The 26,539-nt window shown below is 65.6% G+C and carries 26 protein-coding genes; 16 read left to right on the top strand and 10 right to left on the bottom strand.

Translation table 11 applies throughout. The features are described from left to right. Positions 1-93 precede the first annotated feature (93 nt). From WI560_RS30500 to WI560_RS30490, 3 genes are read left to right on the top strand one after another with little or no spacing between them, the layout of a single operon-like run. Positions 94-1,197 (top strand): branched-chain amino acid ABC transporter permease, encoded by a 1,104-nt coding sequence (locus tag WI560_RS30500; RefSeq protein WP_375306127.1) that lies wholly within the window; start codon positions 94-96, stop codon positions 1,195-1,197. Next, positions 1,187-1,918 (top strand): ABC transporter ATP-binding protein, encoded by a 732-nt coding sequence (locus WI560_RS30495; RefSeq protein WP_375306126.1) that lies wholly within the window; start codon positions 1,187-1,189, stop codon positions 1,916-1,918. The genes WI560_RS30500 and WI560_RS30495 overlap by 11 nt, the downstream gene beginning before the upstream one ends. Then, positions 1,911-2,606 (top strand): ABC transporter ATP-binding protein, encoded by a 696-nt coding sequence (locus WI560_RS30490; protein WP_257178719.1) that lies wholly within the window; start codon positions 1,911-1,913, stop codon positions 2,604-2,606. The genes WI560_RS30495 and WI560_RS30490 overlap by 8 nt, the downstream gene beginning before the upstream one ends. A gap of 431 nt (positions 2,607-3,037) precedes the next feature. Here WI560_RS30490 and WI560_RS30485 read toward each other — a convergent pair whose 3' ends face one another. The 4 genes from WI560_RS30485 to WI560_RS30470 all read right to left on the bottom strand — a co-directional run bounded on the left by WI560_RS30485 (position 3,038) and on the right by WI560_RS30470 (position 7,519). Beyond that, on the bottom strand, positions 3,038-4,546 hold the full coding sequence (locus tag WI560_RS30485) for a L,D-transpeptidase family protein (protein ID WP_375306125.1): 1,509 nt from the start codon (positions 4,544-4,546) through the stop codon (positions 3,038-3,040). 576 nt (positions 4,547-5,122) lie between these two features. Then, a complete protein-coding gene (locus tag WI560_RS30480) occupies positions 5,123-6,085 on the bottom strand; it encodes an acetyl-CoA carboxylase carboxyltransferase subunit alpha (RefSeq protein WP_135166795.1) in 963 nt (320 codons plus the stop codon). A 301-nt stretch (positions 6,086-6,386) separates the two neighbouring features. Then, positions 6,387-7,355, bottom strand: a complete 969-nt coding sequence (gene xerD / locus WI560_RS30475; RefSeq protein WP_375306124.1) for a site-specific tyrosine recombinase XerD — start codon at positions 7,353-7,355, stop codon at positions 6,387-6,389. 17 nt (positions 7,356-7,372) lie between these two features. Next, complete coding sequence (locus WI560_RS30470) at positions 7,373-7,519, bottom strand: histidine kinase (RefSeq protein ID WP_257178713.1); 147 nt, start codon at positions 7,517-7,519, stop codon at positions 7,373-7,375. 187 nt (positions 7,520-7,706) lie between these two features. Between WI560_RS30470 and WI560_RS30465 the strand changes: the two genes are divergently transcribed. From WI560_RS30465 to WI560_RS30455, 3 genes are all read left to right on the top strand, one after another. Beyond that, entirely contained in the window at positions 7,707-8,330 is a 624-nt protein-coding gene (locus tag WI560_RS30465; RefSeq protein ID WP_375306123.1) for a shikimate kinase, read from the top strand. Further along, positions 8,327-9,469, top strand: coding sequence for a 3-dehydroquinate synthase (aroB, locus tag WI560_RS30460; protein WP_375306122.1), 1,143 nt, complete (start codon positions 8,327-8,329; stop codon positions 9,467-9,469). Before WI560_RS30465 ends, aroB begins: the two co-directional genes overlap by 4 nt. A 67-nt stretch (positions 9,470-9,536) precedes the next feature. Continuing rightward, on the top strand, positions 9,537-10,889 hold the full coding sequence (locus WI560_RS30455) for a hemolysin family protein (protein ID WP_375306121.1): 1,353 nt from the start codon (positions 9,537-9,539) through the stop codon (positions 10,887-10,889). 155 nt (positions 10,890-11,044) lie between these two features. On the opposite strand, the gene WI560_RS30450 is transcribed toward WI560_RS30455, so the two are convergent. Next, on the bottom strand, positions 11,045-11,314 hold the full coding sequence (locus WI560_RS30450) for a BolA family protein (RefSeq protein WP_375306120.1): 270 nt from the start codon (positions 11,312-11,314) through the stop codon (positions 11,045-11,047). Positions 11,315-11,420: 106 nt separating this feature from the next. Here WI560_RS30450 and WI560_RS30445 point away from each other — a divergent pair, with 106 nt between their 5' ends. Continuing rightward, positions 11,421-12,053 (top strand): J domain-containing protein, encoded by a 633-nt coding sequence (locus WI560_RS30445; RefSeq protein WP_028139023.1) that lies wholly within the window; start codon positions 11,421-11,423, stop codon positions 12,051-12,053. A gap of 144 nt (positions 12,054-12,197) precedes the next feature. On the opposite strand, the gene WI560_RS30440 is transcribed toward WI560_RS30445, so the two are convergent. Further along, positions 12,198-13,292: a citrate synthase/methylcitrate synthase gene (locus tag WI560_RS30440; protein ID WP_375306119.1), complete on the bottom strand. Its 1,095-nt coding sequence runs from the start codon at positions 13,290-13,292 to the stop codon at positions 12,198-12,200. 78 nt (positions 13,293-13,370) lie between these two features. Between WI560_RS30440 and WI560_RS30435 the strand changes: the two genes are divergently transcribed. Further along, on the top strand, positions 13,371-14,582 hold the full coding sequence (locus WI560_RS30435) for a citrate/2-methylcitrate synthase (protein WP_375306118.1): 1,212 nt from the start codon (positions 13,371-13,373) through the stop codon (positions 14,580-14,582). 30 nt (positions 14,583-14,612) lie between these two features. Here WI560_RS30435 and WI560_RS30430 read toward each other — a convergent pair whose 3' ends face one another. Next, on the bottom strand, positions 14,613-15,542 hold the full coding sequence (locus WI560_RS30430; protein WP_375306117.1) for a LysR family transcriptional regulator: 930 nt from the start codon (positions 15,540-15,542) through the stop codon (positions 14,613-14,615). Between the two features lie 125 nt (positions 15,543-15,667). Between WI560_RS30430 and WI560_RS30425 the strand changes: the two genes are divergently transcribed. Both WI560_RS30425 and WI560_RS30420 read left to right on the top strand, forming a co-directional pair. After that, positions 15,668-16,270: an NADPH-dependent F420 reductase gene (locus tag WI560_RS30425; protein ID WP_375306116.1), complete on the top strand. Its 603-nt coding sequence runs from the start codon at positions 15,668-15,670 to the stop codon at positions 16,268-16,270. 46 nt (positions 16,271-16,316) lie between these two features. Continuing rightward, positions 16,317-16,697, top strand: a complete 381-nt coding sequence (locus WI560_RS30420; protein WP_375306115.1) for a nuclear transport factor 2 family protein — start codon at positions 16,317-16,319, stop codon at positions 16,695-16,697. An 11-nt stretch (positions 16,698-16,708) separates the two neighbouring features. Here the strand turns inward: WI560_RS30420 and WI560_RS30415 are convergent, their stop codons facing one another. Next, positions 16,709-17,365: a DedA family protein gene (locus tag WI560_RS30415; RefSeq protein ID WP_375308949.1), complete on the bottom strand. Its 657-nt coding sequence runs from the start codon at positions 17,363-17,365 to the stop codon at positions 16,709-16,711. A gap of 313 nt (positions 17,366-17,678) precedes the next feature. On the opposite strand from WI560_RS30415, the gene cobS reads away from it, so the two are divergent. From cobS to WI560_RS30390, 5 genes are all read left to right on the top strand, one after another. Next, positions 17,679-18,662: a cobaltochelatase subunit CobS gene (cobS, locus tag WI560_RS30410; RefSeq protein WP_373568102.1), complete on the top strand. Its 984-nt coding sequence runs from the start codon at positions 17,679-17,681 to the stop codon at positions 18,660-18,662. Positions 18,663-18,803: 141 nt separating this feature from the next. Continuing rightward, positions 18,804-20,705, top strand: a complete 1,902-nt coding sequence (gene cobT, locus WI560_RS30405) for a cobaltochelatase subunit CobT (protein WP_375306114.1) — start codon at positions 18,804-18,806, stop codon at positions 20,703-20,705. Then, complete coding sequence (locus WI560_RS30400) at positions 20,702-21,778, top strand: esterase-like activity of phytase family protein (protein WP_375306113.1); 1,077 nt, start codon at positions 20,702-20,704, stop codon at positions 21,776-21,778. The genes cobT and WI560_RS30400 overlap by 4 nt, the downstream gene beginning before the upstream one ends. A gap of 239 nt (positions 21,779-22,017) precedes the next feature. Beyond that, entirely contained in the window at positions 22,018-23,130 is a 1,113-nt protein-coding gene (locus WI560_RS30395; RefSeq protein WP_375306112.1) for an NADH:flavin oxidoreductase/NADH oxidase, read from the top strand. Between the two features lie 127 nt (positions 23,131-23,257). Then, the gene (locus tag WI560_RS30390; protein WP_375306111.1) at positions 23,258-23,665 is read left to right on the top strand and encodes a hypothetical protein; all 408 of its coding nucleotides are present in this window, start codon (positions 23,258-23,260) and stop codon (positions 23,663-23,665) included. Between the two features lie 201 nt (positions 23,666-23,866). Here WI560_RS30390 and WI560_RS30385 read toward each other — a convergent pair whose 3' ends face one another. Together WI560_RS30385 and WI560_RS30380 are read right to left on the bottom strand one after the other, a co-directional pair. Further along, entirely contained in the window at positions 23,867-24,118 is a 252-nt protein-coding gene (locus tag WI560_RS30385) for a PilZ domain-containing protein (RefSeq protein WP_375306110.1), read from the bottom strand. A gap of 396 nt (positions 24,119-24,514) precedes the next feature. Next, on the bottom strand, positions 24,515-25,843 hold the full coding sequence (locus WI560_RS30380; RefSeq protein ID WP_375306109.1) for a DUF2235 domain-containing protein: 1,329 nt from the start codon (positions 25,841-25,843) through the stop codon (positions 24,515-24,517). Positions 25,844-26,011: 168 nt separating this feature from the next. On the opposite strand from WI560_RS30380, the gene WI560_RS30375 reads away from it, so the two are divergent. Continuing rightward, positions 26,012-26,533, top strand: coding sequence for a hypothetical protein (locus tag WI560_RS30375; RefSeq protein WP_375306108.1), 522 nt, complete (start codon positions 26,012-26,014; stop codon positions 26,531-26,533). Positions 26,534-26,539: the final 6 nt, after the last annotated feature.

Raw genomic sequence — 26,539 nt, 5'->3', positions numbered from 1 at the left:
GGACGATGCTTCGCATCGCCAGGCGCAATCCGACCTGTCCCCGCTGGGGAGAGGTGAACCAACGCGGACTGACCTCTCAATGCTTAACGTGGAATGCTGAAGCCGATGAGTGTGGTAAGAGAAGCCATCGCCACCGACATGGGCGACGAAGCGGGCGGTGCGATGGCTGAGGGCGCAGCGGCGGGACAGGCCAAGGACCGCGTCAGGGCGGGACGGAAGATCCTGCCGATCGTCGAGGCCGTCGTGCTGGTCGCGGCGGCGCTCGCGCCGCTGGTGCTGCAGGACTATCTCACCGTGTTCGCGACGCGCGTGATCATCCTGGCGCTGTTCGCGCTGTCGTTCGACCTGGTCTGGGGCTATGCCGGCATCATGAGCTTCGGCCAGGCGCTGTTCTTCGGCTCGGCCGGGTATGGCGTCGCACTGCTCGCGCGCGACCTCAACGTCACCAATATCTTCCTGGTGCTGCCGGCGGGCACGCTGATCGGCCTCGCCTTCGCGCTGCTGCTCGGCGGCTTCCTGCTGTTGGGACGGCATCCCTCCAGCGTGATCTTCGTCTCGCTCGGCACGCTGACCGGCTCCTACGCCGCCGATCGCTTGGCGCGCGGCTGGTACTATCTCGGCGGCCAGAACGGCATCCCCTCGATCGCGCCGATGTCGCTGGGCAGCTACGATTTCACCGAAGGTCCGGCGTTCTATTATCTGGTGCTCGGCATTCTCGTCGCCGTCTACCTGCTCTGCCGCTTCCTGGTGCGCTCGCAATTCGGCCTCGCGCTGGCGGGCCTGCGCGAGAACGAGCAGCGCATCGCCTTCTTCGGCTACAAGGTGCAGCACCTCAAGGCGATCATCTTCACCATCGGCGGCGCCGTCGCGGGCCTCGCCGGCAGCCTCTATGCCTTCCACGAAGGTTTCGTCTGGCCCAACATGGTCGGCGTCGTGGTCTCGACGCAAGTGGTGCTCTACGTGCTGTTCGGCGGCTCCGGCACGCTGATCGGCGCCGTGATCGGTGCCGTGATCGTCGAGGGCGTCAGCTTCTGGCTGTCGGACAATTACCGCGACATCTGGCCGATCATTCTGGGCTTGCTGCTGCTGCTCGTGATCCTGTTCCGCCCGCTCGGCCTGATCAGCTTCCTCCTTGGCGAGCGCGAACGGGTCGGCAGCTTCGGTGCGAGACCCAAGGAGACGCGCGATGCTCCTTGAAGCCGCCGGCATCAAGAAGGTCTTCGGCAAGCTCACCGCGCTCGACGACGCGGCGCTGACCGTCGGCGAGAACGAGTTCCACGGCCTGATCGGACCCAACGGCTCCGGCAAGAGCACGCTGATGAAGTGCATCGCCGGCGCCGAGGTGCCGACGCAAGGCAAGGTCTCCTTCGTCAACACCGACATCACCGCGTTCACGCCGACCGAGCGCGCACGCGCCGGCATGAGCCTCAAGTTCCAGATCACATCCGTGCTGCCGTCGCTGACGCTGTACGACAACATCCTGCTCGCGTTGCAGGCGCAGTCCTCGCTGTTCGACCTCGTGTTGTCGCGCACCAGGGGCGCGCTGCACGACCAGGTCATGACCATGCTGACGCAGTTTCGCCTGGCCGACCGCGCCTTCGAGGCCGCGGCCGCGCTGTCGCACGGCCAGCAGCAATGGCTGGAGATCGCGATGGCACTCGCCGGCAAGCCGAAACTTCTTTTGCTCGACGAGCCCACCGGCGGCATGAGCCTGGAGGAGCGCCGCGTCACCGGCGAGCTGCTGCAGCCGATCAAGCAGCATTGCTCCCTCGTCATCGTCGAGCACGACCTCGATTTCATCCGCGACATCTGCGATCGTCTCACCGTGCTCGACCAGGGCAGGGTGCTGGCCTCGGGCACCGTGTCCGAGATCCAGGCCAACAAAGCCGTCCAGGAGATCTATCTGCGCCGTGCCTGAATTTTTGGACATCAAGCATCTCGACGCCGGCTATGGCCGCAGCCAGGTCCTGTTCGACGTCACGCTCGGCATTCCCTGGCGCGGCGGCGTCGCCGTGCTCGGGCGCAACGGCGCCGGCAAGACCACGCTAATGAAGACCATCGTCGGCGAGCTGCCGGCGTGGAAGGGCGAGGTCGCCTTCGACGGCCGCGACATCAGCCGCAGAGCCACCCAGGAGCGCGTTCGCGCCGGCATCGGCTACGTGCCGCAGGAGCATTCGGTGTTCGCCCGCCTGTCGGTGCGCGACAATCTCGCGGTCGGCTCGCTCGCGAAGAAGGATGCTTCGGCGGTCGACCGCGTGTTGACGATCTTCCCGAAGCTCGGCCAGCGGCTCGACCAACCCGCCGGCACGCTCTCCGGCGGCGAGCGCAAGATGCTCGCGATCGGCCGCGCCATGCTCGGCGATCCCAAGCTGCTGCTGCTGGACGAGCCGACCGAAGGCGTCTGGATCGGCGTGATCGAGGAGATCACCGAGCGCCTGATCGAGCTCGCCAAGGAGATCGCGGTCATCATCGTCGAGCAGCATCTCGATTTGGCGCTCCGCGTCGCCGACTACGCCTACGTGCTCGACCGCGGCCGCGTCGCGCTGCAAGGCGAGGCGGGGCAGGTGCGGGGCAATCCGGAACTGATGCGGTATCTGGCGCCGTAGAAGGCGCTGCTGTAGCCCACATGAGCGCAGCGACATGCGGGGACGCTGGCCACAGTCGCCGGCGGCTTATGCAGTGGAATGGCTCGGCACGAGAACAACCGTCGTATCAGCAATGGCTAACAGTATTTGATGGCCTGCGAGCCGAGCTACAGCACTCAGCATCTCGGAAATGGAAGGGGCTGTGCTAAATGGTGCCCAAGCGACGCCAGCGAAGCCTATTTTCCAAACGGCGGATGCCGTCAACGGTAAGCTTCCCAACCGGCCGACCGTCTGGGAAAAATTCGCGAGTCCATAGCGCGGGCAACTTATTCAAGTCCCGTCATCCCGAAGTCGCGAGCAGCGCGATGATCGCGCCGCGAGCCTCGAAAGGGGGTACGGCCGAGCTGACACTGTGGAGTGAAGAAGCGCCGAAACGAAAGCAGATCGCCCGCCTACTTCACCGCCGAGAACCGGCTGTCGAAGGAGTTCGATGACACTATCGGCGCGGCGCCCATGATCTGCGTGGCTTCACCCGCGCCGTCGCTTACCGACGGCTTCAGCGCCGGCCGCGTCTGGGCGAGGCGCGTGTCGGGCTTGGCCGGCTCGGCGGGCTTTGCGGCGACGGCCGGCTTCGGCGCGTCCTTCGCGGCATCCTTCTTGTCGCTGCCCGGCACGAACCGGCTCACGGCGGCTTTCAGCCGCGACGCCGCGGTCGGGGGTGTCGTGGTCGTGGCGGCCGGGGCGACGGATGCGGTGGCTTGCGGCGGCGGTGTGGTCGCCGTGGTGTCGGATGAGCCGATGCCCATCTTGCGGCCGAGGTTCGAGAAGAAGCCGCCGGATTTCTCTTGAGGCTTTTCAGTCGTCGGGGCGGCCGAGGCAATGCGGGTGCTCGCGGGCACCGCGACCACCGGCTCCTCCTGCGGCGCCGGCGCGGACGCCACCGCGTCGAGGTTCGGCTTCGGCGGATTGACGTGGCTGGGGATCGTGCCGGGCGCCTTGGCCATCGCCAGCATCTGCAGCGTGGTGCCTTCGGCGCCCTCGGACAGGCCGGTCGAGCCTTCCGGAATCTTGGCGGCGAACACCTTGTTCATGCCGCCGTCGATGCCGGTGTTCATGCGCGCCACCGGCGTGCCCTTGGCGACCAGCCTGGCGTATTCGGCCTCGTCCTTGGCCTGCTTGCCCCGCACCGCGGCGACGATGTCCTCGGGGATGACATAGGCCGGGCATTTCGCCGAGGCGTCGAACACCGGATCGCGCTTGGCGTCCGCCGGCTTCGCCGCGTCGAAGACGTACTTCTTCTCGCAGAAATCGACCTTCGGCTCCTGCCGCGTCACCTCGAAATGATCATAGCCTTCCTTGATCATCTTCCAGAACGGCATGTTCGGATTGTTGCGGTGCCGGGCCATGTTCACCGGCGTCATCCTGAACGGATAGGCCTGCAGCTGGAACGCCTTCTGGCCGCCGAAGAAGGATTCGCGGCCCAGCGAATAGATCTCCGCGATCTGCTCGTCGGTCATGGCGTAACAGCCGCGCGAAGAGCAGTCGCCGTGCACCATCAGCTGCGAGCCGGTGCGGCCCAGCGCCTTGTCGAACGCGTTCGGATAGCCGGTGTTGAAGGAGAGGTAATAGGCCGATTGCGGATTCATCTGGCTCGGATTGATCGAGTAGAATCCTTCCGGCGCCTGGCGGTCGCCTTCGCGCACCTTGGGGCCGAGGTCGCCCGACCAGCGGCAGATCGGATAGGTCTTGAGCAGTGCGAACTGGCCGGAGCGGGTCTGCTTCCAGATCTCGAGCTCGGCCTCCTGCTTGAACAGGCGCACCAGGATCGGCGATTGCAGATCCATGTCCTTCTCGGCCATCGCGGCGATCAGCTTCGGCGGCACCGGCTGATTGGCCTTGGCATTGGTCGCGAGCGAGACCTGGTCGGTGTTGCAGCCGGCCAGCAGACCGCCGGCCGTCATCAGCGCAACCGAAGCCAAGAGCGCGCGAGCAAGCGAACGAGAAATCAAGATGGACCCCACACCGTGCCGGGCATTGATGCGCGAACCCCAATTCGTTTGGCGCATGATCCGACCGGCGAACCGGACCCGTCAGAGACGGGTTTTTTCAGCTCACGCCCCAGCGCTTGTGCCCTGAAGCCATTGATTAAAATTCTAACCTCTGGGTCATGTGGTCGCAACCCGAGCAGGGATCACGAGGGCGTTGGCCCAAAGGTGTGGTCAACAGAGACTTAAACTGGGCCGGAACTTGGACCACGCGGCCAGACCACCACAGAGATCGCCGATTTGGGCAAAAAAAGGGTTAATGCGGGGTTACCGGGGGCGCCCGGGAGGTCTCGTGCCCCGGACGCAGCGCAGCGCCCCTAGGCGGTGCGCTGCTGAGCCGGGGCCCATGACGCGGGGTCCCTGGCGCGGGTGAGCTAGTTTCGTAGGGTGGGCAAAGCGGAAGCGTGCCCACCATCTTTCTCGATCAGGAAGAGATCGTGGGCACGGCGCTTCGCGGCTTTGCCCACCCTACGGCATCAGAATCGAGCCGAATCAGCCCAGTTTCCGGCCGATATCGAGGAATTTCTGCCGCCGCTGCTTGCGGATGGCGTCGCCGTCGAGGCCGCGCAGCTCGTCGAAGGCTTTTGCGATGGCCTCACCCGTGGTGGCGATCATGGCGGCGGGATCGCGGTGGGCGCCGCCGACCGGCTCCTTCAGGATCTGGTCGATCACCCCGAAGCGGAGCATGTCCTGGGCGGTGATCTTCATGTTGTTGGCGGCTTCCTGCGCCTTGGTGCCATCGCGCCAGAGGATCGAGGACGCCGCTTCCGGCGAGATCACGCTGTAGATCGCGTGCTCCAGCATCAGGACCCTGTTGGCGGTGGTGATGGCGATGGCGCCGCCCGACATGCCCTCGCCGGTGATGATCGCGACGTTCGGCACGGTCAGCGCCAGGCAGGCGTCGGTCGAGCGGGCGATCGCCTCGGCCTGGCCGCGCTCCTCGGCGCCGATGCCGGGATAGGCGCCGGCGGAATCGGCCAGCGACAGCACCGGCAGGCCGAACCGCTCGGCCATCTCCATCAGCCGCACGCATTTGCGATAACCTTCGGGCCGCGCCATGCCGAAATTGTGCCGGATGCGGCTCTCGGTGGAATCGCCCTTCTCCTGGCCCATCACGCAGATCGGCTCGCCGCGGAAGCGGCCGAAGCCGGCGACCAGCGCCTCGTCCTCGCCGAACTTGCGGTCGCCGGCGAGCGGGGTGAATTCGGTGATCAGGCCCTTGATGAAGTCGTTGAAATGCGGCCGCTGCGGATGCCGCGCCACCAGCGTCTTCTGCCACGGCGTCAGGTTCTGATAGAGGTCGGCCAGCGCCTGCGCCGCCTTGTCCTCGATCCGCCCGATCTCGTCAGCGATATCCGTGCCGGAGGCCGCCAGCGTCCTGAGCTCGTCGAGCTTGGAATCGAGTTCGGCGACCGGCTTTTCGAAGTCGAGATAGCTGCGCATCTGGTCTTGCATCAACTCAATATAGGGGGACGGGGCTACGAGGCGAAGCGAGGTCGGGGCCGTGGGAAGAAGTGCAGCGTCTTCAATGGCTTGGCTTGTGCACTCCGGGCAGGCAGCCAAATCAAGCGAGAGGCCACGGCTCTTTCTGCGGAGATGTGGCCGAAGTCAAGGCGGTTTCCTCCACCTCTCCCGCTTGCGGGAGAGGTCGGCGCGTAGCGCCGGGTGAGGGTTCTCTCCTCTAGGGGATTGTCGCGGAGACACCCTCTCCCCAGCCCTCTCCCGCAAGCGGGAGAGGGAGCGCACGTCCCACGCCTCACTTCTCCGCCAGCGGGTGCAGGTCGCGCACCAAGCTCTTCAGCCGCTCCTCGACCACATGGGTGTAGATCTGGGTGGTGGAAATATCGGTGTGGCCGAGCAGGGTCTGCACGATGCGCAAGTCCGCACCATTGTGCAGGAGGTGGCTGGCAAAGGCATGGCGCAGTACGTGCGGGGACACCAGCCGGGCCTGTAGGCCCGAGGCGACCGCGAGCTCCTTGAGGTCGCGGGCGAAATGCTGCCGCGTCAGGTGTCCGCTCTCGCCGAACGAGGGGAACAGCCATTTCGAGGCGGTAAGGCCGTTCTTCTTGTCGGCTTTGGTGTCGGCTTTGGCGGCGTCGGTCGCAGCGAGATAATCCGCCATCGCCTGCCGCGAGGCCTCGTTGAGCGGCACCAGGCGTTCCTTGTTGCCCTTGCCGCGCACCACGATCATGCGCGCATCGCGCTTGGCCGCCGAGCGCGGCAGCGCCACCAGCTCGGAGACGCGCAGGCCCGTGGCGTAGAGCACTTCGAGCAGGCAATAGAGCCGCAAGCTCCGCAGCCGCTTCGCCGGCGAGGCATCCTCCGCCTCGCTCAATTCCTTGGCGCGGCGAAGCATGCGGTCGACGTCCGAGATCGACAGCACTTTCGGCAGGCTTCGGCCGCGCTTGGGACCTGACAGGATCGCGGCAGGATCCTCAGTTCGGATGCGCTCGTTGAGCAGGAAGCGATAAAGGTGCCGCAGCGCCGACAGCCGCCGTGCCACGCTGGTGGATTTGAAGCCGCGGCTGTCGAGATCGGCGAGATAGTCGCGCAGCGTCTGCGTCTCAGCGTCCGCAAAGCGGCGGCCGACGCGGCCGAGAAACTCCGAGAAATCGGTGAGGTCGCGGCGATAGGCGTCGAGCGTATTGGGCCCGGCGCCCTGTTCCGCCGCGAGCATGTCGAGGAACAGGCCGGTGAGCCTGGCGTCTGAGGGCGAGTTGCGCATGCCCGTCAGGCTAGCTCCTATTTCTTGAGAAATTTATCCGGCGGGATAGTCACCGTCATTTCCCGCGACTTGGGCGTGACGAAGTTGGCCAGTGCGAAGACCACGCCATAGACGATGCCGGCGAGCACGGCGACGACCGTCAGGAAGCGGAACAGGCTGGGCATCGGGGCAAGGTCTCGGGAGAAGGTCTTGGAAGTAGGTCTTGGGCGGCCAAATTAACCAATGAAATCATCCAACATGTTCGCCGTTTCGTGGCAAGAGTCCTCTGGCGAGGCCCCTTCCGGGGTCGTATAGGTGGCCGAAGCGCGCCGCCATTTGCGGCAGATCGAGCGGGATCCAATCGAGCGAGACATGTCCGACGCCGCGTTGCCGATACCAGCTTCGCCCGAAGCCGACATCCTGTCGGCGCTGGGATCGCGCTCGATCGTGCTCGTCGGTATGATGGGAGTGGGCAAATCCACCATCGGCCGTCGCATGGCGCTCAGGCTCAAGCTGCCCTTCGTCGATGCCGACACCGAGATCGAGACGTCGGCGCAAATGACCATCCCGGAGATCTTCGAGCGCCATGGCGAGGCCTATTTCCGTGACGGCGAGGCGCGGGTGATCGCGCGGCTGCTCGACGGCGGGCCGGTGGTGCTGGCGACCGGCGGCGGCGCCTTCATGCGCGAGGAGACGCGCAAGCGCATCGCGGCAAAGGCGGTGTCGATCTGGCTCAAGGCGGACCACGACGTCATCATGCGCCGCGTGCGCCGACGCGCCGACCGCCCGCTGCTGCAGACCGCCGATCCCGAAGGAACCGTGACGCGCCTGCTCACCGAGCGCGAGCCGGTCTATGGCCATGCCGACCTCACCATCGCCTCGCGCGACGTGCCGCACGACAGAATCGTCGAGGAATGCATCGAGGCGCTGCGCGCCCATCTTTGCGGCGAACAGGCCGCTTCCCCATCTGCCGACGTAGCGAGTGCGCTGAGATGACTGCGCCGTTGAAACATTCAGATCCCGTCAAGGTCGAGGTCGCGCTGGAGAACCGCGCCTACGACATCGTCATCGGCCGCGGCGTGCTGGCCTCGCTGGGCGAACGCGTCGCGCGTTTGCGTCCGGGCGTGCGCACCGCTGTTGTGACCGATCGCAACGTGGCCAAGCACTGGCTCGAACCCGCCGAGGCCTCGCTCGCGGCGAGCGGCATCCCGACCTCGCGCATCGTGGTCGAGGAAGGCGAGATCTCCAAGACCTATGCCGGCCTGGAGAAGGTCAGCGAAGCCCTGATCGCCGCCAAGATCGAGCGCAACGATCTCGTCATCGCGCTCGGCGGCGGCGTGGTCGGCGATCTCACCGGCTTTGCCGCGGCGATCCTGCGCCGCGGCGTCGATTTCGTGCAGGTGCCGACCTCGCTTCTCGCGCAGGTCGATTCCTCCGTCGGCGGCAAGACCGGCATCAACTCGCCGCAGGGCAAGAACCTGCTGGGCGCGTTCCACCAACCGGTGCTGGTGATCGCCGACACCGCCGTGCTCGACACGCTGTCGCCGCGCCAGTTCCGCGCCGGCTATGCCGAGGTCGCCAAATACGGCGTGCTCGGCGACGAGGCCTTCTTCGCCTGGCTGGAGAAGAACCATGCCGACATCGTCAAGGGCGGCTCCGCGCGCGAGCACGCGATCGCGACCTCCTGCCGCGCCAAGGCCGGCGTGGTCTCGCGCGACGAGCGCGAGACCGGCGAGCGCGCGCTGCTCAATCTCGGCCACACCTTCGGTCACGCGCTGGAAGCGGCGACCGGCTTCTCCGACCGCCTGTTCCACGGCGAGGGCGTCGCGATCGGCATGACGCTGGCGGCGCAGTTCTCGGCGAAGCTCGGCATGATCGGCGAGCAGGACGCCGCGCGCGTCGAGCGCCATCTGATCGAGGCCGGCCTGCCGACCCGCCTGCAGGACATCGCGGGCTTTGCGCAGGAAGGCCTCGCCGATGCCGACGCGCTGATGGCGTTGATGGCGCAGGACAAGAAGGTCAAGCGCGGCAAGCTCACCTTCATCCTCTTGGAGGCGGTGGGACGCGCGGTGATCGCGAAGGATGTCGAGCCGGCGCCGGTGCGCGACTTCCTGCAGTCGAAATTATCGCAGTGATGGCGGGACCCTTCAGGTCGGCCGCCCGCGCAACGGCGGGGAATGCCGAGGCGGTCGCGAGGCAAACATGAATTCGATCTCGATCAATCTGCTGCTGGCGGTGCTCCTGCTCGCCGCCAACGCGTTCTACGTGGCGGCGGAATTTGCGCTGGTGAAGAGCCGCGGCTTTCGCGTCAAGGCCATGGTCGAGCAGAATCGCTTCGGCGCCCGCCTGCTGCAGACGATGATGGGAAATATCGAATCCTATCTCGCCTGCTGCCAGCTCGGCATCACCATGGCGTCGCTCGGTCTTGGCTGGATCGGTGAGCCGACCGTCTCTGCGCTGCTGAGCCCGATCCTCGAGCCGCTCGGTCTGTCGGAGGCCACGCTCCACTTCGTCTCGTTCGTGGCGGGTTTCCTGGTGTTCTCGTCGCTGCATATCATCATCGGCGAGCAGGTGCCGAAGACGCTCGCGATCAGGGAGCCGATGCCGGTGTCGCAGTGGATCGCCTATCCGCTGCATGTCTCCTACCTGGTGTTCTATCCGCTGAGCTGGTGTCTCAACGCGGCGTCGAGCGCGATCCTGCGTCTGATCGGGGTCCAGGAGTTTTCGCAGCACGAGATCCTGACGGATTCCGAGATCGAGGGCCTGGTCGAGGAATCGGCCGTGCACGGCAAGATCGAGAGCGGCGAGGCCGAATACATTCACAACGTCTTCCGCCTCGGCGAGCTGACCGTGTCCGACGTGATGGTTCATCGCACCGCCATGGTGATGATCAACGCCGACCTGCCGCCGGAGGAGCTGGTGCGTGAGGTGCTGGCGACCGAGTACACCCGCATTCCGCTGTGGCGCGACAAGTCGGAGAACATCATCGGCATCCTGCACGCCAAGGATCTGTTGCGGGCCATCCGCGCCTCGGAGGGCGATACCTCGCGCATCGACGTCACCACCATCATGCTGCCGCCCTGGTTCGTGCCGGAAATGCGGCCGATCTCCCAGCAGCTCAAGGCCTTCCGCCGCCGCAAGACTCATTTCGCGCTCGTCGTCGACGAGTACGGCGAGGTCGAAGGCCTCGTGACGCTGGAAGACATTCTGGAGGAGATCGTCGGCGATATCTCCGACGAGCACGACGTGGTGGTCGCCGGCGTCCGCCGGCAGCCCGACGGCTCCGTCGTGGTCGACGGCTCAGTGCCGATCCGCGATCTCAACCGCGCGCTCGACTGGCACCTGCCCGACGAAGAGGCAACCACGGTCGCCGGCCTCGTCATTCACGAGGCGCGCTCGATCCCCGACCGCGGCCAGAGCTTCACCTTTCACGGCTTCCGCTTCCGCGTGCTCCGCCGTGAGCGCAACCGCATCACCGCGCTCCGCATTTCGCCGGTCGCACGCGAGGCGGAGCTGGAAGAGGCGAAGCCGAGACGGGCGGGGACGTCGTTTTGACGTAGTGGTTTTGCGCCCGGACGTTCCATATCGTCATGGCCGGGCTTGACCCGGCCATCCACGTCTTACTGGTCGCACCAAGAACGTGGATGCCCGGGACAAGCCCGGGCATGACGACCATTTGTGATCATGTTCAAGCCCGCCAGAAGGAAGAGCTAGCCTTCCCCCGGCGCCTGCGCCTGGATCGCCAGCGCATGCACGCGGCCGGCGAGTTCCGCGGCCAGCGCCGAATTTATCATGCGATGGCGCTCGACCCGGCTCTTCCCTTTGAAGACCGCAGATACGATATAGACCCGGAAGTGTGTCTCACCGCCCGGCCGATGGCCGGAATGGCCTTCATGCAAATGTGACTCGTCGACGACTTGCAGGCTTTCCGGCGTGAAAGCTTCCTGCAACTTGTTGCTGATAGTGTCGCGCATAGCCATGTTGTGCCATTCGGGTGCAGAGATCTCGCCCCGTTAATTGCCGGGTTTGCGGCGAATTGCAATGTCAAGACTTGAACGTTTTTGCATTGCGTAGTCAAAGTCAGCCATGCCGATCGATTCATCAAAATTCTTCGACTCCATCCGCGTCAAGCCGCGGGGCAAGCAGCCGGACGTGAAGCCGCGCGACACCGCCGTCGGCTGCGAGTGGGCGGGGTGTCAGAACAAGGGCGCGCATCGTGCGCCCAAGGGCCGCGAGAACCAGCGCGAGTACTGGCACTTCTGCCTGGATCACGTGCGCGAGTACAACCAGAACTACAATTTCTTCTCCGGCATGAACGCCGACGCCGTCGCGCGCTACCAGAAGGATGCGCTGACCGGTCACCGCCCGACCTGGAAGATGGGCGCCAATGGCGGCAAGAAGGGCGCGGAAGCCGAGATCGACATGGCGTCCGATCCGTTCAGCATGTTCAGCGAGATCAACGGCCGCGCCAGCTGGCGCAAGGGCCCCGAAGCCGCGCCCAAGGCCGAGACGCGCAAGGTGATGAACGCCGAGCGCAAGGCGCTGCTGGTCATGGGCCTCGGCCCCAGCGCCACGCTCGCCGACGTCAAGACCAAGTACAAGGCGCTGGTGAAGCAACACCACCCCGACGCCAATGGCGGCGACCGCTCCACCGAGGATCGCCTGATCGAGATCATCAAGGCGTATAATTATCTGAAGACCGTGGTGCGCGAGGCGTAGTGGCCTCAGCGCGCGCAACTGCCGTAGGGTGGGCAAAGCGCAGCGTGCCCACGATCTCTTGTAATTTCGGACCGATGGTGGGCACGGCGCAAGTGCGCCTTTGCCCACCCTACCGATTCCGAGTTGCGGAGACATCCGCGATACTCATCCTTCCGGCATCGCCCCCACGTAAGACGAACTCGGCCGGATCAGCCGCCCGGTGCGCTGCTGCTCGCGCGCATGCGCGGTCCAGCCTGCGGCGCGTGCCACTGCGAAGATCGGCGTGAACGCCTGTCGTGGGATCGCCAGCGCATCGAGCAAGATCGCGGTGAAGAACTCGACATTCGTCTCCAGCGGCCGCTCCGGATTCTTCTTGCGCAGCGCGCTGCGGATATAGGCCTCGACCTCGCCGGCGAAGGGCAGGTCGGCACCGTCCGCGGAGAGCCGCTCGATCGCCGCCTTCAGCACGTCGGCGCGCGGATCGCGGACGCGATAGACGCGATGGCCGAAGCCCATCAGCCGCTCGCCGCGGGCCAGCGCCGCATCGACCCACGGCTTGATCCGCTCGTTCGTGCCGATCGCGTCGAGCATTTCCAGCACCGGCTCCGGCGCACCGCCGTGGAGGGGACCGGTGAGTGCGCAATAGCCAGCGGTGACGGCGGCGAACAGATCGGCCTGCGTGGAGGCCACCACGCGCGTGGCGAAGGTCGATGCGTTCATGCCGTGATCGCAGACCGTAACGAAATAGGCGTCGAGCGCGGCGACCTCGCGCGGTTCAGGCGATGTGCCGCGCAGCATGCGCAGCGTATCGGCGGCATGGCTCGCATTCGGATCGGGCGCGACCGGATCGAGCCCCTTGGCGCGGCGGACCAGCGCGCCGGCGATCACCGGAAACGCGCCGACGATGGTGGCTTCATGCGCAAGGCCATGCTCGGCGCGAAGCCCCGCGACCGCGGCGCGAAATCCGTCGATGATGCCCATGCCGCGCGTTGGCGGCAGCAGGTCCGGCAGGCGTGCGAAGGCGCGCTCGCGCGCAGCGCCCAGGCTCGCGCGCACGTTGGCTTCGCTCAGGCTGGTCTTGCTGGCGCCGTTCCAGAGCCGGGCGGTGACGCCCTCGAAGCTCGACTGGCTCGCCAGCCGGCCGACATGCTCGCCGGCGATGATCAGCTCGCCGCGCTCGCCATCGACATGGCTCAGCACGGTCTCGGCCGCGGGGACGCCGTCCAACCCGATCTGGCTCTTGGTGAGGTGGATATTCATGGCCCAAATCTCCTGTTCACGGAGCAGACAAGGTCAGGCCTCTCGACACATTGATCAATCTTGATTACATGAATCAATATGAAAAATCCGGAAGGACTCTATCTCTCCGCCCGGGAGGCCGCGGCCGAGCTCGCGATCTCGCCGGCCACACTCTACGCCTACGTCAGCCGCGGCCTGATCCGCTCCGAGCCGACGCCGGATTCGCGCAAGAACCGTTACCGCGCCGAGGATGTCCGGGCGCTGAAGGAGCGCCGGGTGCCGTCGCCGGAGCCGCGTGGCCTGCGCAGCTTCGATGCCGACCTGCCGGTGATGGACACCGAGATCTCGACCATCACGGAGGAGGGCGCGATCTATCGCGGCGTCAACTGCGTCGATCTTTCCGAGAACGGCACGCTGGAGCACGCCGCGACACTGCTCTGGGATGTCTCCGACGTCGATCCTTTCGCCGCCGACAATCAACCTGAGCTCTCCGAGGAGATACGCGCGATCGCCGCGGCCGCACGCCGCGCCGCGCCGATCGACCGTGCCATCGCCGTGTTCGCGCTGGCCGCCAGCACTGATCCCCGCGCCTTCACCCGCGCGCCCGACGGCCGCGCCATGGTCGGCGCGCGCATCGTCCGGCTACTGGTCGCGACCATGCTCAATGCCGAGCCTTCGGCCGAGCCGTTGCATCAGCAGGTCGCAACAGCCTGGGCGCCGGACCACAAGCACGCGCCCGACCTGATCCGCCGCGCCCTCGTCCTGCTCGCCGATCACGAGCTGAACGCCTCGACCTTCACCGCGCGTTGCGCGGCCTCGACCGGCCTCAACCTGTACGATGCCGTCATCGCCGGCCTTGCCGCGTTGAAAGGGCCGCAGCATGGCGGCGCCGGCGTGCTGGCCTCGCAGCTCGTCAAGACGCTGATCGACCGCGACGTCGAGCCCATGGTGCGCGAGCGCGTCGCGCTCGGCGAGCGTTTTGCCGGCTTCGGCCACGGCGTCTACAAGCGCGGCGATCCCCGCGCGCAGTCGCTGCTCAACGCACTGTCACGCGCCGGCGCGCCGCGCAAATTCACCCGCGAGGTGCCGGAGCGCATCGCGGAAGCCACCGGTGAATTCGTCAACATCGACTATGCGCTCGCCGTGCTTGTGCACGCGCTGCGCCTGCCCGGAGGCAGCGAGCTCGCTCTGTTCGCGATGGCCCGCAGCGTCGGCTGGATCGCCCATGCCAGCGAGCAATTGCAGTTCGGCAAGCTGATCAGGCCGAGGGCAAGGTATGTGGGACCCGCGCCAGGTCGGAGAATCCGGTAAGGATCAAGGCCGGCGCGAGCGCATGGGGTATCAGCCCAAGCTTCCGGCGAAACGCTCGGCTAGCCTGTTCTTCCTGAATGCCTCGGCGACCCAGTCCACGAAGACTCTCGTCTTCGCCGGCACAAGCTTGCGCGATGCGTGGTAAATCGAGATGGCGCCGGCGTCACAATACCAACGTGGCACCAGGCGTAGCAGCGACCCGTCTTCGAGCGCTGGAAGAATGTCGGCGGTAGCGAGCATTGCAACTCCCAGACCCAGCCGTGCGGCCTCGCGCATCGCGGCGGGGTCGTTGACGACGATCGATTCAGACAGGGGGGCCTGAACCTCGCGTCCCGAGACATCGCGCATCGACCTGTGCCGGATCCGCCCGCTTTGCAGCGAGCGCATGACAATGCCATCCAGCGCGGCCAATTGGTCCGGCTCGGTCGGTAATGTCCGTCCCGACATGTAGCCTGGAGAGGCCACGGCGACGATGTGCGCCGGCGCCAGGGTTCGGCTGACGAGTCCCGGCAACAATTCAAACCCACCTCCGATCGCGGCGTCATAGCCTTCACCGACCAGGTCGACCTGGCGGTTCTCGAAGTGCCACTCAGGGCGGACCTGCGGGTAACGGGCCAGGAAGGCGGGAAGCAGCGGCAGGATATGGGCGGCGCCGAATGTCGGCGGCAGGCTTATCTTGAGAGCGCCCGCCGGCTCCTCGCGTCCGGTCGACACTCCGGCGATTGCGGCCTGGAGCCCCTCGAGGTGGCCGGCAATCGCCGTGCGGAACGTCTCGCCAGCCTCGGTAAGCGTCAGCCGTCTTGTCGAACGATGAAACAATCGGACGCCGAGATTACGCTCCAGCATGGCGACGTTGCGGCTGACGGCCGCCGGAGTGAGCAAAAGGCGTCGGCCAGCCTCGGAAAAGCTGCCGCATTCGGCGCTGCGAACGAAGGATTCCAGGTTGGCCAGCGTTTCCATGGGCTCATTTACAAGTGATCATTGATAATCTTACGAGCCATAACGCCCTAATCAAAGGGGAATGTTTAAGGCATCTCTGGGCCACCGATCAGCTCGCCTGATCCCAATCAACTCGGAGCATTTCCATGTCCACCATCGGCATTATCGGCGCAGGCAATATTGGCCGCGCAATCGCCCAGACGCTGGCGCGCAACGGCATCGCCGTAACCCTGTCCAACAGCCGGGGTCCGGACAGCCTTAGAACGACCGCGGCCGAGATCGGTCCGCTCGTGACCGCGGGCACCCGCGAGGAAGCCGCCGCCAAGGATATCGTGTTCGTCGCGGTCAATTGGTCGAAGCTGCCCGATGCGCTTGCCGGCCTGCCGTCCTTCGGCGGCCGCATCGTCATTGACGCCAACAACCCGATCGAGGCGCCGCTGTTCAAGCCGGCTGAGCTCGGTGGTCGCGCTTCGTCCGAGGTTTTCGCCGATCTGGTGCCCGGTGCGCGGGTGGTGAAGGCGTTCAACCATCTGCTGGCTGAGCTCCTCGCAACAGACCCGGCGAGCAATGGCGGCAAGCGCGTGCTGTTCTACTCGGGCGACAATACTGAGGCGAAGGCCACTGTCGGCGCGCTGATCGAACGGCTCGGATTCTTTGGCATCGACCTTGGGTCGCTCGCTGTCGGAGCCAGGCTGACCCAGTTTCCGGGTGGTCCGCTTCCGGCGCTGAATCTGGTGAAGTTCGGCTGATGGCTTCGATGATGCTCTCCAACACAATGCGATGAAAGGCTGCGATATGACCACCAATGATGTCGATTTCGACCATCTGCTGCGCTCAAATCTGGAGCGCGTTTTCAACGAGCGGAACGACGACAAACGTCGAACCGCCATAGGCGAGTTATACGTTGAAGAGCCCGTGATGTACGAGCCAGCGGCTATCGTTCAGGGACGGGAGGAGATTTCCCGCGTTGCCGCAAACCTTTTGAAGCAGTTCGGGCCGACGTTCCGCTTTGTCCCCGACGGTGTCGCCGTCGGGCATCACGGCCTGGCGCATCTGGCTTGGCACGCAGGGCCTGCGGACGGCCCGGTCGCGGTGACGGGGGCGGACGTCGCCGAGATTGAAGGCGGCAAGATCGCCCGGTTATGGGTGCTACTCAATGCGCCTGAGGGCAAATAACATCGTCGCCTCTAAGCTGGCGGCTTCGCCTCAGCGACGCCGCCATTCCGCCGGCGATAGAGCCACACCGCGGCGCCGCCCACGATCGCAACGCCCACCACGGTCAGCATCCAGATGTGCTTGCCGACATGCTCGTGATGATGCAGCCCGGCATATTCGTGCAGCGCTGACACCGCCAGCACGCCCGGCAGCACATGGGCGGGCGCCCAGGCCAGGATGGCCGGGATGTTCACCGCGTAGAATCTTGCGGGCGCCATGCCGAGTGCGCCGGCGGTCACGGGGACGAAGGCCCGGATCGGCGGCACGAAGCGGGCGAAGAACACGGCCCAGGTGCCGAAGCGGTTGAAGAAGCTCTCGCTCTCGGCGACCACGCGCGGGTAGTTGGTCAGCGGCCAGGTGTTGAGGATCTCGCGCTGGCGCCGGTGACCGATCCAGTAGGCCGAGCCGTCGCCGAGCACGGCGCCGAGCGCGGCCGCCAGCAACACCCATTGCAGCTTGAGTTCGCCGCCCGGCACCAGGGCACTGAGCGCCAGGATGATGGTCGAGCCGGGGATCACCGAGCCCACCACCGGAACGGCTTCGAGCAGCGCCGCCAGGAACAGGGTCAGATAGGCCAGCCACGGATGGGCGGAGACGAAGGATATGAGGGGATCGAGAAAGGACGTCACGTCGTCTCTGGCGGGCTGGAGCACGGGGCTTTCCGACCCTACATAAGTAAGGGCACGCGGCCAAAGCGCCATTCGTGTGGGCAGGTCCCCCGCGAACCCGCCCGAATTTGGGCGTGATTCGCAAGGCAGCCCTCCAAAAACTGCGTTCCTTGCCTATCTAAATGAAAAGACAACGGAACTTTGATTGGCGGGCGGGCTTCTGCCGGCCATCTGTCTCTGCTAGGTTGAGTTTCAGCACCCAGCCGCAGCCAACGTGCGAATAACCGGTTTCGGGACCGCCCGGGACCTCGGAGGATTGATGACGACCGCCGCCATGTCCAAAGTTGAGGAAGTTTCCGGTCTGCCCGACATGAAGGTGTCGGTGCGCCAGGTGTTCGGGATCGACAGCGATCTCGAAGTCCCGGCCTATTCCGAAGTCGATCCTCATGTGCCCGAAGTCGATTCCGATTACCGCTTCGACCGCGCCACCACGCTCGCCATTCTCGCCGGCTTCGCCCGCAACCGCCGCGTCATGGTGACCGGCTATCACGGCACCGGCAAATCCACCCATATCGAGCAGGTCGCGGCCCGCCTGAACTGGCCCTGCGTGCGCGTCAACCTCGACAGCCACATCAGCCGTATCGACCTCGTCGGCAAGGATTCCATCGTGGTCCGCGACGGCAAGCAGGTCACCGAATTCCGTGACGGCATCCTGCCCTGGGCGCTGCAGCACAACGTCGCGCTGGTGTTCGACGAATACGACGCCGGCCGCCCGGACGTGATGTTCGTGATCCAGCGCGTGCTCGAAGTCTCCGGACGCCTGACGCTGCTGGACCAGAACAAGGTGATCAAGCCGCATCCGGCGTTCCGCCTGTTCGCCACAGCCAACACGGTCGGTCTCGGCGACACCTCGGGCCTCTATCACGGCACCCAGCAGATCAACCAGGGCCAGATGGACCGCTGGTCGATCGTCACCACGCTGAACTATCTCAGCCATGACGAGGAGGTGGAGATCGTGCTGGCCAAGGCCAAGCACTATCGCACCAGCGAAGGCCGCGACATCGTCAACAAGATGGTGCGCCTCGCCGATCTCACCCGCAACGCCTTCGCCAACGGCGACCTGTCGACGGTGATGAGCCCGCGCACGGTGATCACCTGGGCGGAGAACGCCGACATCTTCGGCGATATCGGCTTTGCGTTCCGCGTCACCTTCCTCAACAAGTGCGACGAGCTCGAGCGCCCCCTGGTCGCCGAGTTCTACCAGCGCTGCTTCAACGCCGAGCTGCCGGAATCGGCGGTCAACGTGGCGCTGAGCTAATCTCTCACGGTGTGTCGTCCCGGCGAACGCCGGGACCCATACCGCGTGATGTCTCGATTGAAACGACGCTGATAGTTTCCTGACACAAGAGCGGCCGGTGGTTATGGTCCCGGCGTTCGCCGGGACGACAGATAGGGTCAGATGACCACCTCCAACTCCAAATTCCGCAGCAGCAAGGAAGCGCCGACCGAGCCGTTCAAGCGCTCGGTCGCCTCCTGCCTGAAGGCGATCGCCAAGGCGCCGGAGCTCGACGTCTCCTTCGCCGCCGAGCGGCCGGGCCTCGCGCCCGGCAAGGCGCGGCTGCCCGAGCCCGCGCGCAAGATGACCAAGCGCGATGCCGCGATCGTGCGCGGCCATGCCGATTCGATCGCGCTCAAGCTCGCCTGTCATGACGCCAAGCTGCATCGCAAGCTGATGCCGGGCAATCCGCAGGCGCGCGGCGTGTTCGAGGCGGTGGAGCAGGCGCGGGTCGAGGCGATCGGCGCGCGCCGCATGGCGGGCGTGGCGAAGAACCTCACCGCGATGCTCGACGACCATTTCCATCGCGGCAAGTTCGACGAGATCACCGATCGCGCCGACGCCCCGCTGGCCGATGCGCTGGCGATGCTGGTGCGCGAGCGCCTCACCGGCATGGCGCCGCCGACCGCCGCGAAGAAGATGGTCGATCTCTGGCGTCCGATCCTCGAAGACAAGATCGGCAAGCGGCTCGACCGGCTCGACAGTCTCGTCGAGGACCAGACCAGGTTCGGCGATGCCGTGCATGACCTCCTGACCGCGCTCGAGCTCGGCGACGAGCGCAACGCCGACAGCGAGGACGATGACGACAACGACGAGAACCAGGACGGCGACAACGACCAGTCCGGCGCCGAGGGCTCGCCCGATTCCGATGCCGCGCAGGAGATGAGCGCCGACCAGGCCCAGGCGACATCGGAGGAGATGAGCGAGAGCGCGATGGAAAGCGCGCAGGCCTCGACCTCCGACAGCTTCGACGACGGCGAGCTCGGCGACGACGAGACGCCGGGCGAGGCGACGCGTCCGAACCAGCACGGCAAGAACGAGCCGCGCGGGCCGGAATACCACGCCTTCGCGCCGAAATTCGACGAGGTGATCGCCGCCGAGGACCTCTGCGACCATGACGAGCTGGAGCGGCTGCGCGCCTATCTCGACAAGCAGCTGGCGCATCTGCAGGGCATCGTGGCCCGCCTCGCCAACCGCCTGCAGCGCCGCCTGATGGCGCAGCAGAACCGCGCCTGGGAGTTCGACCTCGAAGAGGGCATTTTGGACCCCGCGCGCCTGTCGCGCGTCGTCACCGATCCCTATCATCCGCTGTCCTTCATGCACGAGAAGGAAGCGACGTTCCGCGACACCGTGGTCACGCTGCTGCTCGACAATTCCGGCTCGATGCGCGGACGCCCGATCACGGTCGCCGCCACCTGCGCCGACATCCTGGCGCGCACGCTGGAGCGTTGCGGCGTCAAGGTCGAGATTCTGGGCTTCACCACGCGCGCCTGGAAGGGCGGGCAATCGCGCGAGGCGTGGCTTGCCGCCGGCAAGCCGGCCAATCCCGGCCGCCTCAACGATCTCCGCCACATCATCTACAAGTCCGCGGACGCGCCGTGGCGTCGTGCGCGAAAAAATCTCGGCCTGATGATGCGCGAGGGTCTACTCAAGGAGAACATCGACGGCGAGGCGCTGGACTGGGCGCACAAGCGCCTGCTCGGCCGGCCCGAACAGCGCAAGATCCTGATGATGATCTCGGACGGTGCGCCGGTCGACGATTCCACGCTGTCGGTCAATCCCGGCAATTACCTCGAGCGGCACCTGCGCCACATCATCGAGGAGATCGAGACCCGCTCGCCGGTCGAGCTGATCGCGATCGGCATCGGCCATGACGTGACGCGCTATTATCGCCGCGCGGTGACGATCGTGGATGCCGAGGAGCTCGGCGGCGCCATCACCGAGAAGCTCGCCGAGCTGTTCAGCGAGACCGCCACGGCGCCCACGCAAGCACCCGCTCGGCCGCGACGCAAACTGCATTCGTGAGCACGCTTTCATCCCGCCGCAGCTTTCTTCGGTACGCTGCGGCGGGATTCTCCACCCTCGCAGTCTCCCGCATCGCGCTGGCGCAAGCCGCGACCGAGCCGCCGGCGCGCCCGCTCCAGATCGAGAACGCCGTCACCGATCCGGTCAGCGTCGAGGTCAATGCGCGCGCCATTCCCAATTTCGAGCCGCGCGACCGCACGCGCACGCGCTTCGGCTCGCTGGAGTACCGCAGCGGCCTGGTGCTGACCTCGCCCTATCGCGGCTTCGGCGGCCTGTCCGGCATCCGGCTCGATGCCAGGGGCGAGCGCTTCCTCGCGGTCTCCGACCAGGGCGGCTGGTTCACCGGCCGCATCCGCTATGCCGACGGCAAGATGACCGGCCTCGACGATGTCGAGGCGGCGCCGCTGTTAGGGGTCGAGGGCCGGCCGATCACCGAGAAGCGGCTGTGGTGGGATTCGGAAGCGATCGCGCGCGACGGCAGCTTCGTCTATGTCGGGCTGGAGCGCGTCAACCAGATCCTGCGCTATGATTTTGCCAAGGGCGGCACCCGCGCCCGCGGCGAGGTGTTGCCGGTGCCGGCGGGCGTGCGCAAGCTGCCCTCCAACAAGGGGCTGGAGGCGCTGGTCGTCGTGCCCAAAGGCAAAGACCAGCCGCTCGCGGGCACCCTGATCGCCTTCTCCGAGCGCGGCCTCGACGCCGACGGCAATCTCACGGCGTTCCTGATCGGCGGCCCCACGCCGGGCCAGTTCAGCGTGCGCCGCATCGACAAATACGACATCAGCGACGCCGTGCTGCTGCCTTCCGGCGAGCTTCTGATCCTCGAGCGCAAGTTCTCCTGGTTCACCGGCGTCAACATCCGCATCCGCTCGATCCCGCTGAAGGCGATCGCGCCGGGCGCGCTGGTCGACGGCCCCGCGCTGTTCGTCGCCGATCTCGGCCACGAGATCGACAACATGGAAGGCATCGACGCCCACGTCACGCCCGAGGGCGAGACCGTGCTGACGCTGATCTCCGACGACAATTTCTCGATGCTGCAGCGGACGCTGCTGCTGCAATTCACGCTGGCGGAGTAGGGCACGCTGTCGTACGGCGAACCCGCTGTCGTCCCGGGGCGCTCCCCAATCTCCACTGTCGTCTCCTGGATCTGCGCTGACGCTTGTCCGGGACGACAGCGGAGAACTTGGCGCAGCGCCCCCTCAAACGATTGCCGAAATGCATGCTGCCGCTGGCCACCATGCAGCCGCGCGGCTGGCAATCCGCTTGCCTCCCACTACACTCGCCCCCATAGCCATCATCCCCCGGAACTCCCCGCATGAGCGTCCTGTTTTCCCCGATCAAGCTGCGCGGCCTGACCTTGAAGAACCGAATCGTGGTGTCGCCGATGTGCCAATATTCGGCCGATGACGGCGTCGCCAACGACTGGCACTTCACCCACATCAACAATCTCAGCCTGTCGGGCGCGGCGATGTTCTGCATCGAGGCGACCCATGTCGAGGCGATCGGCCGCATCACGCCGGGCTGCCTCGGGCTCTACAGCGATGCCTGCGAGGCCGCGCTCGCGCCGATCCTCGCCTCGGTGCGCAAGCATTGCTCCACCGCGATCGCGATGCAGCTCGCCCATGCCGGCCGCAAGGCCAGCAGCGCGCGGCCCTGGGACGGCGGCCAGCTGATTCCGGAAAACGAAGGCGGCTGGCAGACGGTGGGACCGTCCGCCGTGCCGCACAAGGAGGGCGAGGCCGCCCCGCTCGCGCTCGATGCCGCGGGCCTGAAGCGCATCCGCGAGGCCTTCGTCGACAGCACGAAGCGCGCCGCGCGCCTCGGCATCGACGCCATCGAGGTCCATGGCGCGCACGGTTATCTCATGCATCAATTCCTGTCGCCGATCTCCAACAAGCGCACCGACGAATATGGCGGCAGCCTGGAGAACCGCATGCGCTTTCCGCTCGAGGTGTTCGACGCGGTGCGCGCCGCATTCCCCGCGGACAAGCCGGTCGGCATGCGGGTGTCCTCGACCGACTGGGTCGAGGGCGGCTGGGACCTTGCGCAGACCATCGCCTTCGCCAAAGCCTTGAAGGCGCGCGGCGTCGACTGGATCGATGCCTCCTCCGGCGGCGTCTCGCCGCTGCAGAAGATTCCGCTCGGCCCCGGCTACCAGGTGCAGTTCGCGGACGCCATCAAGCGCGAGACGGGCCTTGCCACCATCGCCGTCGGCCTGATCACGGAAGCCCGGCAGGCCGAGGAGATCGTCGCATCGGGCAAGGCCGACATGGTCGCGCTCGCCCGCGGCATGCTCTACGACCCGCGCTGGGCCTGGCACGCCGCCGCCGAGCTCGGCGGCGAGGTCGAAGCCCCGCCGCAATATTGGCGCTCGCAGCCCTCCACGCAAAAGGCGCTGTTCGGCAAGACCACGTTCGGGGCGCGGTAGCTTCTTCACCTCTCCCCGCAAGAACGGGGAGAGGGAGTTCACGCGCCATATCCGGAACTCCCCTGAGCTTCCACGTCCTCCAAAACTGGCCTAACCTCCGTCTCACGATGCATCACGGAGGCCCGCCATGCGCTATCCTGTCCGCAAAACGGCTCATATCTTCGAGCGTGTCGGCCTCGCGATGGCGGGCGCCGCGTGCGGGCTGTTCGTCGGCGCCTATGTCGGCGCCGCGATTCCGATGTTGACCACGCAGGGCTTCCTGCTGCTGATGATGCTGCTCGGCGCCGTCGGCTTCTATCTCGGCATCGACACGCCGCAGATGCCGTTCGACGACGCCCACAGCCAGATCGACGCCGCCGAATTCATGAGCTCCGCCGGCACGTTGTTCGCCACGCTCACCGCCTTCGTCTCCGTCGTCGTCATCGTGCTCCGGCTCGATCCGCACATGGGCTGGACCTGGCTCGTCTTCGCCGGCTGGATCGCCGGCGTCGCCATGCAGATCGTCGCGGGAGCAAAGGCCAGGATGCGGAAGTAGCCTTTCTTCACCCTCCCCTGGAGGGGGAGGGTCGGCTCATATTGAGCGCAGCGAAATATGAGACGGGGTGGGGTGACGGTCTCTCCGCGACGAACACTGCCCGAGTGGAGAGATCACCCCACCCCGCTCGCGCTACGCGCGATCGACCCACGGGCGAGCTACGCTCGTCCCGGACCCCTCCAGGGGAGGGTAAGAAAGACGCTAAAACACCACGCCCACCCGCGTGCCGCGCTTCCAGGCGATGCGGCAGCGTTTCCTGGTGTTGACGTGTAGCAGCTCGAAGCGGTCGGGGATGCTCACCTGCCCGCCGAGATCGACGCAGGCGCCGCCGGGCGAATAATCGATCAGCGTGCAGGGGATCACCGGCGCACGCGCATCGGTGATGATCTTGGCCTGGCGCGACACCAGCCCGGCCGGCTTCACGCGGGCATATTTGCGTGGGAATTGCGGCACGTCTCCTCCAGCTCCGCTCGCGGCATGATCCGGAAAAGTGTGAAGCGGTTTTCCGGAAAGATCATGCCGAACCAAAAGTTTCGCGGCGTGTTCGAGAGACCATGATGGAACGCAGATGATGCGATCCGGCTAAGGCGCGCGGGAGAATTTTAATGAAAAGTGTCGGCGACGGAAGAATGTAGCGGTAGCGGGCCACCCTCCCCTGGAGGGGGAGGGTCGGCTCATATTGAGCGCAGCGAAATATGAGACGGGGTGGGGTGACAGTCCCTCGACACAAACACTGCCCGAGTGGAAAGATCACCCCACCCCGCTACGCATTCCGCTTCTCTACACGCGTAGCGACCCACGGGCGAGCTACGCTCGTCCCGGACCCCTCCAGGGGAGGGTGAGCGCGCTTCACCCCGTCACGCTCTCCCCCGCCGGCTCCACCCGCGGCGGCACCGGCATCGGCACCGTCATATAATCCTTCGGCATGTTCACCGGCCGATAATCCGGCTCCACCGCCATCCGCTTCAGCACGCTCTCGTGCACATGCGCGCCGTCGGGGATCAGGCGCGGCTCGCAATCGGGGATGTAGAAGCCGAACACCACCTTCCGCTCCGGCCACTCCCGGTACTTCGCGCTCTTCGGCAAGTACTCCAGCACCCGCCAGCCCGCCGTCATCGAATTGTGCAGCATGCCGGTCTTGCCGGTGTAGGCCGGCGCGACATATTGAAACGGCGAGTTCTTGCGCTGGATGCCCCAGGCGAGCTGCTTGATGGTCGCCGGGTTGAAGTTCAGCCCCGCCTTCTCCGCCTCATCCAGCATCCACAGCAGCGGATATTTCGACTCGCCGCTCTCGGCCTCCGGATAGCCGCCGCCGACGTCGCTGTGCACGCCGGCGAACCACACCTGCAGGATGTCCTGCGGCACCTTCTTTTCGTCAGGCACGTAGCGGTTGCTCCAGAACTCCTGCGGCTGTTCGTACTTCTTGAGACGGAACATGCAGCGCCGCTCGTCGATCGCGATCGCCTGCCGAAAAATCCTGACGCTCGGGTTGCGCAGCGTGAAGGCGAGCTCCTCCAGGCTCGGCCAGAACAGCCGGTCGGGGCGCGGCACGATCACGCTCGCCACCGTGTCCCACACGCCGATGAAGTGGATGGTCGGCCAGCGCGTCGAGGTGATGCGCGCGAACTGCGCGGCGAGGTCGAATTCGTCCTTCGGCAACGGCCCGCTCTCGTCGAACGTGACGTCGCTGAGATCCTCGACGTCGTTGCCGCGCCCGGTGCCGGAATATTGCTTGTAGGCGACGAGGCCCGAGCCTGCGAGGTTCGCCTGCTCCGGCCTGATCAGGCCGATCTTGTGGATCAGCCCCGCCAGCACGCGCACCGTGTAGGCCCCGCGCGAAAAACCAAACAGATAGATCTTGTCGCCCGGCGCGTAATGCTCGACCAGGAAGCAATAGGCCGAGAGCACGTTGTCATCGAGCCCGTAGCCGGTGGCGAGCCCCAGCACCAGATTGATATTGGCTTTCAGGCGGTGCCACGTCGTCGGCTCCGTCACCGTGCCGACCCCGGGATCGTAAAACACCATCTGCCGCGGCTGCGTCCTGTCCGTCTTGCGCAGGCAGCGATACAGCTTCAGGACGTTGGAGATGTTCTCCGAGATCTCGTTGCCGGTGCCGTCACAGCAGATGACGAGGTTTTTCGGGGCGGGGTGGAGGTCGGGGGTGTGCGCGGGGTTCATGCGGTGCGCCTCGGGGGGATGCTACCGGGGCGAGTATAGCTGGAAATGGGCTATCGAGAGCCAAATATTCTCGTCGACCGCAATGGGATGTGCGTATGTATCTCCTTAGACCACTCTGCCTGCATTATCGTGATCAGCGGGAGAGGTCGCCAACCTAGGAGTGTGCTGATGAACGAGCTGTCCCCGGAAGCAAGCGCGCTTATTACGAAGCTATTCGACGCTCGCGGCGCGACGCTGCTCGCATTTGCCCAAGTCGAATGGTTTTCCGCAAAGCTGATCGTCGAAGCTGCTAGTCTCGAACAATATCGGGGCTTGGATCTATCCTTCACGCAGGACGCTAGCAAACGGGCGGAGAAGCTGAAAGCAATCTTAGAGGTAGAAGGCCCCCTCAGTCCGTACGCAGAAGAGTTGCGGACAACCATCGATCAAGTTTTGGGCTATCAAGAACTGCGAAATTTTGCGGCTCACGGAATGCTTATCCGGCCCGATCCAGGTGACTTTTCGCTCTACTCGCCAATCCACCTTCGCATGTTCCAGATGTTTAAAGGAGGCAAGTTGGTCGAGCTGAAAAAGGATACAACCCTCAAAGAATATACGGACGATCAGGAAGCATTGGCTGCTGCCGCTCAAAAATATATATCGATCGTTCGTACAGTCTGGAAGGACTTGGGGCTGAAAGACCTAGAGTAGCGCAGC

This window comes from Bradyrhizobium sp. A11 (assembly GCF_042077125.1).
Taxonomy (GTDB): Bacteria; Pseudomonadota; Alphaproteobacteria; order Rhizobiales; family Xanthobacteraceae; genus Bradyrhizobium; species Bradyrhizobium japonicum_B.
The sequence above is the reverse complement of the archived record's forward strand: the minus strand, read 5'-3'. Positions and strand labels throughout refer to the sequence as shown.